Annotated in this window: 11 protein-coding genes, 1 tRNA gene and 1 pseudogene; 7 read left to right on the forward strand and 6 right to left on the reverse strand. The window is 46.0% G+C overall.

All coding sequences use genetic code 11. The features are described 5' to 3' along the window. Positions 1–170 precede the first annotated feature (170 nt). The 3 genes from QUA57_RS05800 (at position 171) to QUA57_RS05810 (ending at position 3,372) form a co-directional block, all read left to right on the forward strand. Positions 171–632: an SH3 domain-containing protein gene (locus QUA57_RS05800; RefSeq protein WP_333059966.1), complete on the forward strand. Its 462-nt coding sequence runs from the start codon at positions 171–173 to the stop codon at positions 630–632. A gap of 456 nt (positions 633–1,088) precedes the next feature. Next, a complete protein-coding gene (locus tag QUA57_RS05805) occupies positions 1,089–1,265 on the forward strand; it encodes a hypothetical protein (protein ID WP_242724391.1) in 177 nt (58 codons plus the stop codon). Between the two features lie 529 nt (positions 1,266–1,794). Then, on the forward strand, positions 1,795–3,372 hold the full coding sequence (locus tag QUA57_RS05810) for a peptidoglycan-binding protein (RefSeq protein WP_333059965.1): 1,578 nt from the start codon (positions 1,795–1,797) through the stop codon (positions 3,370–3,372). Positions 3,373–3,549: 177 nt separating this feature from the next. On the opposite strand, the gene QUA57_RS05815 is transcribed toward QUA57_RS05810, so the two are convergent. The 4 genes and pseudogenes from QUA57_RS05815 to lipA form a co-directional block, all read right to left on the reverse strand. Next, on the reverse strand, positions 3,550–4,077 hold the full coding sequence (locus tag QUA57_RS05815; RefSeq protein WP_333059964.1) for a transcriptional repressor: 528 nt from the start codon (positions 4,075–4,077) through the stop codon (positions 3,550–3,552). A gap of 270 nt (positions 4,078–4,347) precedes the next feature. After that, positions 4,348–5,613, reverse strand: coding sequence for an RNA polymerase sigma factor SigC (gene sigC, locus QUA57_RS05820; RefSeq protein ID WP_333039158.1), 1,266 nt, complete (start codon positions 5,611–5,613; stop codon positions 4,348–4,350). 506 nt (positions 5,614–6,119) lie between these two features. Then, positions 6,120–6,305 carry a hypothetical protein gene (locus QUA57_RS05825; protein WP_333059963.1) on the reverse strand — a complete coding sequence of 62 codons (186 nt, stop codon included), beginning with the start codon at positions 6,303–6,305 and terminating at the stop codon, positions 6,120–6,122. Positions 6,306–6,397: 92 nt separating this feature from the next. Beyond that, positions 6,398–7,273 (reverse strand): annotated as a pseudogene (lipA, locus tag QUA57_RS05830) (lipoyl synthase); the annotation flags it as partial. A 91-nt stretch (positions 7,274–7,364) separates the two neighbouring features. On the opposite strand from lipA, the gene QUA57_RS05835 reads away from it, so the two are divergent. Together QUA57_RS05835 and QUA57_RS05840 are read left to right on the forward strand one after the other, a co-directional pair. Next, positions 7,365–7,438 (forward strand) — tRNA-Pro (locus QUA57_RS05835). Positions 7,439–7,916: 478 nt separating this feature from the next. Then, entirely contained in the window at positions 7,917–9,038 is a 1,122-nt protein-coding gene (locus QUA57_RS05840) for an EAL domain-containing protein (RefSeq protein ID WP_333059962.1), read from the forward strand. A gap of 75 nt (positions 9,039–9,113) precedes the next feature. Here QUA57_RS05840 and QUA57_RS05845 read toward each other — a convergent pair whose 3' ends face one another. Then, positions 9,114–9,989 carry an SDR family oxidoreductase gene (locus tag QUA57_RS05845; protein WP_333059960.1) on the reverse strand — a complete coding sequence of 292 codons (876 nt, stop codon included), beginning with the start codon at positions 9,987–9,989 and terminating at the stop codon, positions 9,114–9,116. Positions 9,990–10,161: 172 nt separating this feature from the next. Next, positions 10,162–10,947 (reverse strand): exodeoxyribonuclease III, encoded by a 786-nt coding sequence (xth, locus tag QUA57_RS05850; RefSeq protein WP_333059957.1) that lies wholly within the window; start codon positions 10,945–10,947, stop codon positions 10,162–10,164. Positions 10,948–11,363: 416 nt separating this feature from the next. Between xth and QUA57_RS05855 the strand changes: the two genes are divergently transcribed. Both QUA57_RS05855 and QUA57_RS05860 read left to right on the forward strand, forming a co-directional pair. Beyond that, complete coding sequence (locus QUA57_RS05855; protein ID WP_333059954.1) at positions 11,364–13,877, forward strand: GTPase; 2,514 nt, start codon at positions 11,364–11,366, stop codon at positions 13,875–13,877. A gap of 14 nt (positions 13,878–13,891) precedes the next feature. Next, a complete protein-coding gene (locus QUA57_RS05860; RefSeq protein ID WP_333059951.1) occupies positions 13,892–15,649 on the forward strand; it encodes a GTPase in 1,758 nt (585 codons plus the stop codon). Positions 15,650–15,920 lie beyond the last annotated feature (271 nt).

Raw genomic sequence — 15,920 nt, forward strand, 5'->3', positions numbered from 1 at the left:
GTAGCCAGTTGTCAGTTGGCAGTTACCAGATTTTACTCAACATTCAGCAGTCAACACTCAACAGTCAACCTTGTGCCTTCTGCCTTCTGCCTTCTGCCTTCTGCCTTCTATCCGTTACATCCGTTACAGAATCAGTTGCCGAACTTCCTTCTTCCTTCATTTGCGGTTTTATGAACACTGTATATAGCGTTTTCAAATTTTTAGTAGGTTTTCTGCTCGCGATCGTCCTGATGGCAGGTGCTAGCGTGGCGGCTGCACTTTACTTTGCCGCTAAGCTAACTACTGTGCCCGAAAAACCTGTTTTTCCCAACGACAAAACAGCAGTTCAGGTTGCAGGCGCTGCGTCGAAGTCAACAGCCCAGGCTAGCCCTGTTTCTACATCTAGCGATGCCCCGTCTCCCAAACCGCTGGAACCGGGAGCTTACCGCGCGATGGTGACTCAGCCGATCGGCTTAATTCTCCGGGATACAGGTAGTCGAGACTCGAACCGCATTGGCGGTGTTGGTTACAGGGAAAAAGTCGTAGTTTTGGAAGAGTCGCCCGACAAAGAGTGGCAGCGAATTCGGATTGAGGATGACAATCGCGAAGGTTGGGTCAAAGGTGGCAATACTGAAAGAGTTGAGGGCGAATAGGAATTAGACAAAATAGACAAAAAATATACTCCTCTGATTGTGAGGGCAGCGAAGCAATTGTAGTGTGCAGGTTGTTTACCAACCCTGGGTTTTTTCCTGTCTCTGGCTCCAAATATCGAGGTACATATTTATAAATAAAAGTCAAGTTAAATTTATTTACGATATTTGCGATGGCAGTTTGATGTGCTGAGAGTGCGGGTGCGATCGCCCCTGCAAAATCCTGAATTTGACATAAAAGCCCAGCAGACAACAGGTTTCAAAAGCTAAAACTCAACAGAAAAACTCGAAAATACATAATCCCAACTTATGTTATTCAGGAGAGTATGTTAAGAAAATTAGCAAAATTTTAAGGTTAGTTGCAAAACCCAGGCGGTTGTCACCGCCGCAGAGGCAAGAGTGGTAGCTTGGATTACAAGATGTAAGTTTTCAGCTTAACAGCTACCAACAATAAAAAATATGTACGACAAACGTCCCGATCGAGATTTGGCGACTGCTGCTGTTACTGCGGCTTTGGGAGCTGGGGTCGTTACCTCTTTTGCGGTTAGTAGAGGCCAAAACCCGCTGGTAGCCATCGCAATTACTATTTTTGCAGCGGGAGTAGCTGTAATTTGCGATCGGTTCGGCTTAATTTAAACGATCGTCGATTTTTTAATACAAAGTCAACTTATCAAAAAATCCCCGCCCTATTTGCAACTTGCAAAAGTGGGGATTTTTAGTGGCTAGTTTTTTGGTTAATCAGCGGTACTTTCCCAGACGCACTCGCCACATGAAGAAGCCGCGTTTCTTAACAAAAAATCTGCGATTTCAGGCTCTTTACCCGACAACCAATTAAGGTGAAGAGAACCTGCTCGCAAGTCTTGTGGTAATTTCTGCGGCAGCCAGATAAAATATTAGCCAGCACTACCCCAGAACTTATTCTCTTTCGGCCTTAAAGGCTAAGACGTGCCTGCAAACTTTTTTGCTGAGTCTCGCGCCTCTAGAAGCAGCGATGCTATCTTGGTTATTACCTGTAATTATTATTGACGGTAAATTTTTTAGAAACACGGGTGCTTCGCGCTTTCCAAGTAGAACTTAGCGTTGATAGAATCCAAGCCAAGCGTGCCAAAAATCATTTTTGGAAGTTTGCTCACACAACCCACCCACAATTTCACACTAAAAAATTATGGAATCTCTTGCTTACCTCGAACTTGCTCTTGTTTGCGAAGCACCCGCAGAGTCGAAAATTTTTGATCAGCCCAAGTGGCAAAGCCTATCGAGTCAGACTTACGTCCGTTTGCTGTCTCTGGCTTTGATGGTGTCGGTTTTGAGTGCAGCCGGTTCGGCTTTTGCTCAAATAGATCCGGGATATCCAAATTTGCGCTCTGTTCAAGACAGGTTGCGGGAACTCGGCTATTTTCCCAGATCTTCGACAGGTCAACTCGGCCCGGTTACTCAACAAGCTCTGACTAACTTTCAGCGAGACTATCAACTGTCGCTGACTGGTAGGCCCGATCGAGCTACTGTGATAGCACTCAACAGTTTTGCCGGGGATGACGATCGACCTTTTAGAACTATTAATACCAATTATCGGGAACTGGGTTTTGGAGACGCAGGTGCAGATGTTTCGGCTCTCCAGCGCAGGTTGAAGCAGCTAGGCTACTTCAGCGCGCATCCCACAGGGAGTTTTCGCGAAGTTACTCAAAATGCCGTTAGATATTTCCAGCGAATTAATCGCCTGCGGGTGACGGGAGTTGCCGATAGGCAAACTTTAGCTTTGCTGTTTGGTTCCACCCGGCCAGTTCCCCCGGTTACGCTTCCAGGGAATATTTCGGGAAATGGCGGTTGCAAGGGGCTGCGGTTCGGGGACAGAGGGGCGACGGTAGACTTGATCCAGCGGCAATTAAAAGCTTTGGGCTATTTTGAAGGTGGCGTTGACGGTAAGTTTCGGGAACGCACTCTCTACGCTGTGACTCGTTTTCAGCAAGATTACAATCTGGTTTCTGACGGCTGCGCTGACACTGCTACTTTGACTGCTATCGATGCCCAGATGAGGCAAGTTGAAATTAGCTCATGGACTGAGGAAGATGACCAACAGAGTAATGGCGGAGATTTTCTGGAGTTGGGCGACAGAGGCCGACAAGTAGAATTTGTGCAGCGGCGGCTGCAAGAATTGGGTTATTACAGGAGCCAGATTCACGGTTGGTTCGATCGACCAACTCAGGCAGCTTTGATCCGCTTTCAGAGGGATAGGGGGATGTTCGGGACTGGAAGGGTCGATCGCAGCACTCGATCGGCTTTGCGGCAAGGCAACAGGCAGGCAGCAGCGCCTGTGCCGCAAATCGCCACTGGTCTGCGACGGGGCGATACTGGGCCTGCTGTCCGACAACTTCAGTCTTCGCTCAGAAGTCTGGGCAAAAACCCCGGCCCGGTGAACGGAGTATTTGGAGCCGAGACCGAGTTTGCGGTGCTGTCGTTTCAGCAAGAACGCAATTTGTCACCGGCGACGGGTATTGCCACTCCGGCGACTTTGGCTGCGCTCCAAAACGGATTAGCTGGCCGGATAGCTGTTCCTGCTGTTCCAATTAGCAGCAGTTTCAACTCTCGATCGAGCATTCAGCAATTACAAAGGCGGCTGCAAGACCTCGGTTTTTACACAGGCCCCATCGGCGGAGTTTTCGATGCTTCGACGAGAGACGCCCTCGATCGAGCTCAGCGCAGTTACGGGGTCAGCAGCGACGATTTGTTGAGCCAAACTTTTTAGCCCCAGGCTTGCGGACGCTACATCAAAGAAATCGGGTTTCTGGTTTCCGACTCATTCCTGAAATGATGTATTTTTCTGAAGAAACCCGGTTTCCGCGTAACTGCGATCGCACTTGGGCTACCAATTTTTGTTAAAACTTGTAACAAGCGGTACTTGGAATGCGAAAATAGTGTACTGTCACTCGATTGAATCCGGGACGCTGCTGCCGTTGTGGGCGATCGACCTCGGACAAGACCAATTGCTGGAAACCAAAGACGGCCATCCCATCCGCAAAGCTTCGTGGCACACCGTATGAATCGTTAGCTGGCAGTCTAGCAGGTGCAACCCAGACTTTTCAGCTTGCTTCAGGCCAATTTTCAAAATCGAATCGTTGTTAAATTCGATCGTTCTGTTGCACTGAACGCAGACTAGGTGGTGGTGGTGATGCGGGTAAGGCTGGTTTATTTCATAGTGTTTGTGACCTTCTGCTAGTTCGAGTTCGCGGAGGAGGCTCATCCTTGCCATTAACTTTAAAGTTCGGTAAATGGTGGACAAGCTAATGTTTTCTCCGCGATTTTTTAACAAAGTGTACAAATCCTCCGCACTCAGGTGATTGCCTTTGGGGAGGTTCTGAAACACGTGCAAGATGGTTTCCCGTTGGGGAGTCATCCGCCAGCCTTTGTCATTGAGTTCGGATTTGAATGAGGACGCGGTGTAAAGTGCCATAGTGACCCTCTCAAGAAAGTCTGCCTATTGACAATAATACACAACGATCGAGAGATTTTGCAAATATCGCAGCTTATTGAAAAAAGATTGAGGAAAAAATTTGGTTTTTGATATTTTTTGACTTTTAACAAGCTTGATGACTTGCTGCAGAGGACAGAGAAGTTGGTTAGAAGTAAATATTGTTACTTCTGCCGAATGCCTCATGCCTTCTGCACAAGTGCCAAATGCCTTGCTCCCTGATTAATAATCGCGCTGACTGACCGGCCAAATTTAAGTCAGAGACTCCAGATAGTCGCGGACGCGGTTGCGACGCTTAGGTTGGCGGAGTTTTTGCAAAGCTTTGGCTTCAATTTGGCGAACCCGCTCGCGGGACAAGTCGAGGGCGCGACCGATTTCTGCCAGCGAATAGGGGTGTCCGTCACCCAAACCAAAGCGCATCAGAATTACATCTCGCTCGCGGCTGGTCAAATCTGCCAGCAGTTGCTGCAAGTCGCGGTGCAGAGCTTCTCGCATCAGCATTTCTTCTGGGGAGATGCTGTCGGTTTCAAGCAAGTCGCCCAACTCTGTATCTTTTTCGTTGCCCACTTTAGTTTCCAAAGAAACAGAACGGGGGACTCGCAGTAAAACTTCTCGGACTTGGGGCGCCGTCATTTCCAACTCGACAGCGATGTCTTCGATCGTAGCTGTCCGACCTTTTTCTTGAGAAATTTTGCGCTGGGCTTTCTTGATTTTGTTAAGTTTTTCGGTGATGTGGACGGGGAGGCGAATTGTGCGGCTTTGAGTGGCGATAGCCCGCGTAATTCCCTGCCGAATCCACCAGTAGGCATAGGTGCTAAACCGATAGCCCCGCGTCGGGTCAAACTTTTCTACAGCTCGCTCCAGTCCCAGAGTACCTTCTTGTATTAAGTCGAGCAATTCTAAACCGCGATTTTGATATTTTTTCGCCACCGAAACCACCAGGCGCAGGTTCGCCTTAATCATGTGGTCTTTAGCTTCGACGCCTTCAGCTTGAATTCTTTCGATCGTCTCGACCGTCATCTCGGCTAACTCGGCCCACTGGCGCTTGCCTTCGGACATAATTCGCTTGAGTTCTGGCACGTCACTGACACCGGCGGTTAATGCCCAGCGTTCCAGGGAAGGTTTATGTCCCAACTGTGCGGCTAACCGATCGCGCACTTCAATTAAATGCACGAAGCGCCCAATTAGCCCTTCTTCTTGGGAGGCGACGGTGTTGCGTAATTCCAGCAATTTGATATAGCGCTGAACTTTTTGAGCTTCCGAGACTTCTTCGTCTCTACCCAAGAGACGAACCCGACCTATTTCTTGGAGGTACAGACGGACTAAATCTGTAGTGCGACGGTTGGCATTTTTTTGCAATTTGGCTGCTGGGTCTGCATCTTCTGTCTCTGCTGGGTCTTGGTCAAGCAGTTCGTCTCCAGCTTCTTCAGCATCTTCATCCAACACATCACCTTGCAAGGGATTGACTCGCAGTTGTTCGTCGAATTCAGCTTCAGCGTAAAAAGAGGTGGCTGGCATAGTGATTTTCTCAGTGGCTCCGGTGAAAAGATGCTACGCTTAGCGGTTATTTATAATTAAGATGCCCACTTGGTTAAGACGAAGCATCACCGCTTTGTGTTTCTTTAGTAACTTTCCTGACTTTTCTGCTGTTGTTCGATCGAACTTTTGCTGCCCCACTTGTTTTACCAAGATTCTGGAAAACGCTAAGAACTTTCTGATGTAACAGGTTGAAGGCCAGAAAAGTGTGTTGTACTTCTTTGTTTATGTAGCTAGTATAGATAGTGACTGGCTAGAAACAAGTGACGTTAGTCAGAAGTTAAGTTAATCTTCATCACCGATAACCTGGTTCCCGATCACTTCGGAAAATTAGCCATTTTTTTAATAAAACTTTATATAACTCGGCGCTGTTGATTAAATACGCGGCAGTGAGCGCAGAAGTTTAATCCATTATAGAATATGGGTTTCAGAGTTGTTAGAGTCCCCAGTACCGAGTTATTGGCTGACGCAAAAACCGGGTTTCTTCCTCAAATTTCTGGATTAAAACCTAGAAGTTTGAGGAAGAAACCCGGTTTCTGGATCTCTTTTGCGTAAGTCGCGACTTGGAGGCGACGATCGACCGATAATTGTTTTGCTGTTGGCTGCTGCTTCCCGCTTAACATCACGCCCGAACACCAGCATCTGAAACCGGGTTTTTTGCCCAGGGCTTGCATATCAAGCGCAAGTTTTTCCTCGCTGTTACCCGGTGGATCTGGTTTTAGTGAGAATGTTGCGATCGGGCGCGAGTCAACTCAAATTAAAATTGCTAGCGTGGGTAAAGTTTCATCAGTTCCCTCACCTGTTCGGCGTGATAGGAACTGCGAGTTAAGGGAGAAGCGACAACTTGCAAGAATCCCAAAGATTCGCCAAACTTTCTCCAAGCATCAAACTGTTCCGGAGGCACAAAGTTTTCTACGTTCAAGTGCTTTTGAGTCGGTTGCAGGTACTGTCCAACTGTTAAAATATCGCAGCCGACAGCCCGTAAGTCCTGCATCGCCTCCCGAATTTCGGTGTCTGTTTCTCCCAGTCCCACCATGATGCCGGATTTGGTGTAAACCCCAGGTGCGAGTTCGCGGCTTCGCTGCAATAGTTCCAAGGTGCGATCGTACTTTCCTTGCGGCCGAACCTTGCGGTAAAGTCGCTTTACGGTTTCAGTATTGTGGTTGAGTACCTCTGGGCGGGCTGCGAGAATGATTTCTAAAGCTTGCCAGTTCCCGCACAAGTCGGGAATCAAAACTTCTATAGTTGTATCGGGCATCGCCGATCGCACTGCTTGAATGCACTCGACAAACTGAGACGCGCCTCCATCCGGCAAATCGTCCCGGTTGACAGAGGTAATGACGACGTGATTGAGTTTGAGCCGCTGCACAGCTTGCGCCAATCTTTGGGGTTCCGTGGGATCTAAAGGTTGGGGCTTTTTCTCAAAATCGATGTCGCAGTAAGGACAGGCGCGGGTACAAGCCGGACCCATAATTAAAAATGTCGCAGTACCTGCGTTGAAGCATTCGCCGATGTTCGGACACGAAGCCTCCTCGCAAACCGTATTCAGGGATAAATCCCGCAAAATTTCTTTGACGTTGCCGACGCGCTCCCACTGGGGGGCTTTAACTCGCAACCACTGGGGCTTAACTGTCACGTCTGTCTCCGCCTGAGTAGTATTTTACAAATAATTATATACGAGCTTGCTCAATTTTGACTTGAGTGTGATAGGCTAAAAATATAGTGACTAAATTCGGGATGTAGCGCAGCTTGGTAGCGCACCTCGTTCGGGACGAGGGGGTCGCAGGTTCAAATCCTGTCATCCCGATTATAAAATTAAATTGGATATTCCCCAGCAAGTGAGTTTGTTTTGGACGATCGTCCGGGTGTGTATATTTGTGGTACGCATAAATTAGTCGAGGGGGCGATTCCCTACGGGATAGCTGCGCTTCACGGGCGTGTTAATTTGCCTTTGCTAAAAAATTAACTGTAGCGACTGTTTTGGCAAAGGGAATTAGAGAATAAGGCGTAAAGAATCACAACAGCAGTAAAGAGTAGCCAACAAGTCTTTGCCTTCTCCCTCTGTGATGATTTGGGACGGTGTTTAATCACACGTACTTGCTCAAAACTGAGAACTTTGACCAAAGTTTAAAACCGGAGGCAAGTATAAATACTGCAATAATTCTTACATACAATTTTATTAAAATTTACATCTTCAGATAGATGTATTAATAGGTGAATGAGCTTATAATAAAACTTAATTGTTAGCGTGTCTAAAATTAACCCAAAAACCGGAGGATATTCCAATGCAAATAAGTGGCAAAGCCTTCGGCTCCTGCTCTCGCTGCGAAACAGTACCCGAAAAAATAGAGGGCAGGGGAGGTCTATACCTGTGGTTTCCAGTATCGCACACGCTGACCAAGGTTATTTCTGCACTAACCAAGGCTGAACTTGAATTTCGGCTGTTAGAAGAGAGCAAGTGTTTGTACATTATGCTTGAGGGAATAGCAAAAGAAAAGTTTAACGCCCTAGCCTCATCGGCGCTGACAACTCAAGAGTTGAAAGAGACAAAAGTTTTGTGGATGCGCGAAGTTGAACAGCCCAAACTTAGCGATTTTTATCGCAGCACTTCCTTAGACTCTTTTATTAATTTGAGTAACTCTGATTGGCTGTTAGATTTATTGTCCGAAGAACGCATTACTACACATTTTCAGCCCATTGTTTATACCTCAGATACTTCTAAAATTTTTGCCCACGAAGCGCTGCTCCGAGGAATTGATGAGCAAGGAAAGTTAATTTATCCGGGTCGGATTTTTGCCCAAGCAGAATCAGCAGGCCTAATTTTTCAACTAGATGTTTTAGCCCGGACTCGCGCTATCCGCGAAGCCCATGTTTACGATATCAAAGAACTACTTTTTATTAATTTTTCTCCGACTTCAGTTTACGATCCCGCTACGTGCCTGCGAAGAACAGTACAAGCTATTGATGAAGCGGGAATTCCTCACAGCAATATTGTTTTTGAAGTAGCGGAATCTCAGCACCCTCCTGATATCGATCACTTGATTAATATTCTGAGGTTTTACCGAGAGGCGGGATTTTTAATTGCCCTGGACGATTTTGGCAGCGGTTCTTCTAATTTAAATTTGATGCACCAACTGCGTCCAGATTTTATTAAGTTAGATATGCAATTGATTCGCAATGTCCATCAAGATTATTATAAGGCACTCATTACGGAAAAGATGTTAGAAATTGCCGCTCAATTAGAAATTAAAACAGTTGCTGAAGGTGTGGAAACTTTGGAGGAGTTTGAGTGGGTGCGAGAACGGGGAGCAACTTTTGTTCAAGGTTATTTGATTGCTAAGCCGACTTCTCCGCCGATCGCAGTTACGAGCTATATTGGTGCTGAACCACTACCTATTTCTGCTTAAATTGTTTTCAGTTGCGATTTGGCGCTACATTTGCTCGTTCCCAGGCAGAGCCGGGGAACGAGAATAACTAGCATTTTAAACGCTCAAATTGCGCCGCAGAAAGCTTTCTAAGGATTCCATTCTCATGCCGTAGATTGATTCCAAGTTTTGCACTTCTTCGGGAGTGCAGAAATACTCGTTACCAAGCAATACGCGCAAAGTTCCTAAGTCTTTTTGAGCTTGAGGATTCAATAAACCCAAGGCATTTCTCAAACCGTCAAACACAACCAGCGGCGGATTGATTACCATCGGTTCCCGATTAAATAAGCGTCCAAAAATGCGGGGAATGTCGTCTCTTGTCAGCACGTCCGGCCCACCCACTCGCAGAATTTGGTTGCGGGCGCCTTCGACTGTTGGCGAGTCTGCGGCAATCTTTGCTAAGTCGTCGGTACTGACAACAGATGTGCGGTTTTTGCCGTCGCCAATCAGCAGGTAAAGTCCGGTTTCTCGAAATCTTTCTGCTAGGGGTAACAAGCTGGAAGCAAAACCGGCAGGCCGCAAGATTGTATAATTCAATCCGCTGTTTTGCAGGTATTTTTCAACTTCTCGCTTGGCTTTGAATACTGCGGAATCTTCGTATCCCCGATCGACTCCCAGTACCGAAACAAAGACAAAGTGCTGCACTCCGGCTTCTTTGGCGCAGTCGATCAATTCTATGTTAGCGCGGTAGTGTACTGCTTGAACGTCGCCGCCGGTGCCGTGGCTGCTGATGATGTATTGCACTCCTTGGCAGGCTTTTTTAATATCTTTGTCTTGTTTTAAGTCGCCGATAAAAATTTCGGCGCCTCGGTTTTCTAGTTCTGAGTAGCGAGATGCGAGGCGAACGAATGCGCGGACAGGCTTTTCTTGCTGTCTGATTTCTCGTACAATTCGGCGGCCTAGTGCGCCTGTTGCTCCGGTTACTAAGAACATGATTTTTAGTTGTTGGTTGTTACTTACATCTTGCACCTTTCTCAATAACAGGCTGTCCGGCCTGTTCCACAAAGAATGAGTTTTCTTGTGGGGTGGGCATCATGCCCGCCCATAAAAGGATTATTGAGAATGGTGCAAGATGTCAGTTGTTATTAACCTTATAACTTATAAATCAAATTTCGACAATTACGGGGGCGTGGTCGCTGGGTTTGATTAATTTTCTGGGAGCAATGTCTATTGTACAGTTTTTTGCTTGTTCGTACAGGGGAGGGCTGAGATAATGGTGGTCGATTCTCCAGCCGTTGTTGCGGGGAAATGCGGCGGCGCGGTAGTCCCACCAGCTATAATGGCCGCCTTCTGAGGTGAATTTGCGAAAGGGGTCGTTTAATCCTAATTCTAGGATTTCTGTGAGTGCGAGGCGCTCGGCTACTGATAGGCCGACGGAGTTAGCATTGGCTTTGGGATTGTGGATATCTCGATCGTCCGGGACGATGTTGAAGTCGCCGCAAATGCACAAGTTGGGGGATTTATCTAGTGCTATTTTGAGGTATTCTTGGAGGAGTTTGAGCCACTTTAGTTTGTACTCATATTTCTCGCTGCCAACTTCGGAACCGTTGGGAACGTATACGCAAATAATGCAAATATCGTCTATAACCCCGGCTATGAGGCGTTTTTGTTCGTCAAAAATACCTGCGGTTTCGTCGCCGAGAAGGGGGGCAAATCCGGTGCTGATTTGCGTGAGGGGCGATCGACTAAAAATGGCAACGCCGTTGTAGGATTTTTGACCGGAAATGTAGCAGTTGTAGCCGAGGTTGGTGAAGGGTTCTAGGGGAAAGTCTTTGTCTGTAACTTTGGTTTCTTGGAGGCAGAGAACGTCTGGGGAGTTTGTTTGCAACCAGCTAGTAACCTGTTCTAGGCGGGTGCGGATTGAGTTGACGTTCCAGGTGGCGATTTTCATTTTTTGTTTGTTATATACTCTCTGATTACTGGCGCGATCGTAAAGTGCGATCGCCCATTTTGTTGTACTGTTTCAACTAATGACCGTCGTCCTAAAGATTGCATGACATTTAATAGTTCTGCCCGTGATAGTTGCAGGTTTTCTGGTATTTTTGAGATGTCTGCTGGTTCCGGGGTACTTGCTAGCCAAGCGATAACTTGTTGTTCGGATGCGGTTAGGCGCTCGCAGTGCTGGTGCAGCAGAGATTCTAAGTCACCTAAGAATAGGGTATCATAGGATAGAAATTCGGAAACGCTGTCGCCGAATAAGTCTTGAATCTATGACTTTTTCGATAGCAACCAGCTAAATGTGACTTTTTATGGTCGAGTGGGGATGCAAAAACCTACTAAATATGACTTTATATTGAATAAGTTAAGATGTCTGACATAACTTCAAGTAGCACCGAACACTTAGACTACCCATTCCTATTAGTCACCCACATGGTCTGCGCGGATCAGCAGATTCACAGTGAAGAGTCGAAAGCACTACGCGAACTAGCAACGCAGATCGGCGCATCTCAACGCACTCTCGCTGAGATGGAAAAAATTCTTGCTCAAGAAGAAAACCAGCTTTCTGTAGAGGATTTAGCTCCGAAAGTGTCGCCCGGTGAGCAAAGTGAGGCCATGTCGCAAATGTTGGCGATCGCCTATGTTGACGGTTTCTGTTCAGCATTAGAACGCCAGATGGCGGAACAAGTAGCACGAATTTGGAACTGGCCAGCGGGAGAAGTACAGCGACAGCTTGTAGAAGCAGGAGCCTTCACTGATACCCGATTCCTAGGCGAACACAACCAACAACAGAAAGTTTCTTTCGGTGCGCGTTTCCTTAAAGGGGCTGATTCTCTCCTTTCACGCGCATTGGTGGATAATGTAGCAAAGCTCACTGGGAGCGAGCAAAAAGTTGAGCAAATACGCCGGGAAATCCTGTTAACTGGGCCAGAATATGACGAGGCAATTCGTCAGTGTGCAGTCATCGCTGATGAAGATTACAAATTTGCAGAATTGGCACTTCAAAGAGCTTTACTAGCACTTTCCAATTTGGGGAAAAATATTCAACTGGCTATCGAAGACATCAAACATAAAACAGATGGTAAAGGTCAAGCTACCACTGCTAAGGAAGTCGCCAAGCAACTTGAGGATACTAGAAACTCTCTGAGTGCCGAGATTATTAAAGAAATTGAGAGTGTACGGGAGTCGCTTCGGGCAAAGGAACGCGCTCTCAATCATTTCAGCATCACATTTATGGGCAGAACTAAGGCTGGGAAAAGCACTCTTCACGCCATCATTACAGATGATGGATGGGATGCGATCGGTGTAGGCAAGCAGCGCACAACTCGCTTTAATCGGGTGTGCGAGTGGAAGAATATCCGCATCATTGATACTCCTGGGATTGGCGCTCCGGGTGGCAAAAGTGATGAAGAAATTGCTAAAAGTATTATCGACGAGTCAGATGTGATTTGTTATGTCGTGACAAATGACAGTATCCAAGAGAGTGAGTTTGCTTTCTTGCGGTTACTAAAGGAAAAAGCCAAGCCATTAATTATCCTCCTGAATGTCAAGAATAACCTGCGGGACTCTCGTCGGTTGGAGCATTTCTTACAGAACCCTGATAAACTGTTTGAAATGGATGGTCAAAGTGGTATAGGTGGACACATTGAACGTATCCGTCGCTACGCTCAAGAGCATTATGCTAATGACTACTTCGATATTGTTCCTGTGATGCTGTTAGTGGCGCAGCTTTCCCGCGAACCAGAACACGAAAAGAAGAAACAGGAGCTTTTTAAGGCAAGTCGGATGCAGGATTTTCTTGATTCAATTCGTGAATCTCTGGTTAAGCATGGCGCAATCCGCCGCTCTCAAACTCTGCTGGGTTCTACCGTAGGCGCAATTGATAATCCTTATAAGTGGGTAAATCAACAAGCTTTAGTCTATGAAAAATTGACAGAAACTCTAAAAAATAAACGTGAGGGAATCCAAAAGGATATCCAAAAAACAGCTAAGGATGCTAAAGACTCTTTCCTGCAACAAATCGAGAAAATTTTTCAAGATGCTATAGAAGCTGTTCCATCTTTTGCAGAAGATTATTGGAACCGTAACGAAGCTACCCAGAAGCATGGATGGGATCAAAAACTAAAAGCACTTCGATTTGAAGAACGCTTAAAAATAACTTATGAACAGGCTAGCAAAAATTTTAATAAGGAAGTTCAGGAAGCTCTTGAGGAAATAGGAAATGAATTACAGCTAATATCTCAACTTCGCAGCAGTGATTTCAGCTTTAATGAGCAGGATTCAAACAATTTTCAAGATTTTGTCCGAATTGGTGGAAGCCTTCTAGGGATAGCAGGAATTATAGCGTTCGTCGTCGCCCTTCCTTTTGCCCCCGCTATCGGGATTGTAACTGCTGTTGTTAGCGGGATTGCCGGAATGTTTAAATCCAGAGATGAAAAGCGACGCGAGGCTGTTATCAATATCTCAACTTCATTGGAAACTCAGCTCAAGACTCAGAAGCAAAACACTCTACAGCAGGCTCAGCGCGAATTTGGTAAGTATTCTGATTCTGTAACCACTAATATCAACATCTATTTTAAAGAATTGATTGCAGGACTAGAGGCGATCGCGACTCATCTTGAAGGAGCAAAAAAGAAGTTATCAGGTACAGAAAATTATCTAAATCGTGCTTATGCCAAGCGAATCATTGACTGGTGTACTGAAGAAAGCGAAAGTCTCACAGATGAGCGGATCAACGAAACCATTGCCAAAGTTCAGCGAGATTTCGGGCGTAACATGAAGATTGTCACAAAATCGCAAGTTCAGCGACAAAAATCACTAGAGGATATTAAACACATCCTTCAAGAGGATATTTCCTTTAGCAATCTCAAATCTACCAAATAAGGACTATAACGACCATGACTCAGAACAACGTCAACTTTAAAGCTGCCGATGTCGGTGCATCTTTCAATAAAACGCTAGGAAAATTTGACAACTTACTGGCTCAGGGAAACACACCGGAACTAACAGCTATCCGCAAAAAAGTGCATGAGAAATTAAAAGAGTATCAAGATCAGGGGATTCTCGGCCTAGCTTTTGTCGGGCAATACAGTGCTGGTAAATCAACCATTATTTCTGCCATGACAGGGCGGCGCGATATCCGCATTGATGCTGATATTGCTACTGATAAAACTACCAATTATGACTGGAACGGCATCAAGCTAATTGATACGCCTGGACTTTTTACAGACCGCCAAGATCACGATGAGATTACTTATGAGGCGATAAACAAATCAGACTTGCTAGTTTTTTGCCTCACCTATATGCTCTTTGACTCATTGACAGCAGAGAATTTTAAGAAATTAGCCTATGAAAAAGGCTATCGCTGGAAAATGATGTTGGTCATCAATAAAATGTCTGATGAAGCAGGAGAAGAAGAGCAAAAAATTGCCAACTACCGCACAAGTCTTGCCGAGGCAATGAAGCCTTACAGCCTTGATGAATTTCCGCTCAGCTTTATCGATGCCAAAGACTACTGTGAAGGCATGGACGGCAATGATGATTTTCTGACGGAAATCAGCCGTTTTCCAAGCTTTATTGATGCTCTCAATCAGTTTGTAGAGCGTCGTAGTTCCCTTGCTCGTTTTGATACACCCGTCCGAATTGCTCTAAGCTGCGTTGATGAGGCTCAGTTGAGCTTTACTCGCAACTCTAGCGAAGATTCTGCTTTTTTTGAAGTGCTGACACGGTTATCTCGCACAGTGCGTAAAGAGCGCGATCGCCTGCGAACCAAGGTTAAAAATATAGCCCTGGAGATGTCATCAGGAGTTGCTAGCGAAGGCAACACTCTTGCCGCAGCTGCAGGTAGCGATCAGAACTTTGAAAGGCTGAATAAACAAGCTGAACTGAATGTGCAGAAGCATTATGAGAAAGCAGAAACCAAACTGCAAGATGGTGTAAACGTAGCAGTTGAAGATATCCGGCAGGAGGTTGAAGAAGTGCTAGAAGGTAATCTAGTCAAGAGTTTTGTTGCTTGCCTAGATAAAAATCCAAACATATCAGCCCAAAATCTGGGGGCTGGTATGGATGTAGAGCGACTTAAAAGCCAAGTTGGTTTGCTTAAAAACATCGGTGAGACGGCCGGGGTGAAGCTGACCACTTTGGCATCGAGGAGTTTTGCAAAAACCGCTGCTGAACAAGGATTTCTCCGCTCGATAGATGTAGCAGGAAGCGGTTTACATCAAAGTGTTGTCGCTGTAGGAAAATTTGTCGGCTTTAAGTTTAAGCCTTGGCAGGCGGTTGGTATGGCCAAAAATATCGGCAATGCTGCTAAATTCCTGGGGCCGGCTCTAGCACTTGTTTCGGTAGGAGTAGATCTTTTACAAATGCAACAGGAACGGGAGCGAGAAAGTAAAATGTCTGATGTCCGTCGCGATATTACGAGTCAATTTCAATCAACAGCAAAAGACTTGGAAAATCAAATTGAAATACAGCTATTTGAATTTGAGCAACAGGTTTACGGAGAGATTGATAAGCAAATTGCAGCCGCTCGCCAGAAGGAAGAGGAAGTGATTTATGCTTCTAATACTTGGGTAAAACAACTGGCAGAAATCCGTAAGGATTTTGACGGGATTATCCAGTACATCACGCAGGGAACAGCTAATCCGAATACTTGAATCTGAAAAAAAGCGATCGCCCTTACATCCCAAATTGTCAAAAAGCGCGTAGGTGTAACTAGCCGCAGGCAATGGGCGTAGCATCGCTATGTCTGTAGCAAATCCCCATCAGTCAAAAGTTGACACTAGGAAATATCGCTCTAAAAAATACTTGACAGTGAAAATCTGGCGGTGTAGTATAGAAGTAGTGCATAGAATGAAAAACATGAGACTAAAAAGTTGGGAGTCTCCTCGCAGCGAGGGTAGAAACTCCAAAGGTAAAGGCGGCTCA

This window comes from Microcoleus sp. Pol7_B2 (genome assembly GCF_036701035.1).
Classification (GTDB): Bacteria; Cyanobacteriota; Cyanobacteriia; order Cyanobacteriales; family Microcoleaceae; genus Microcoleus.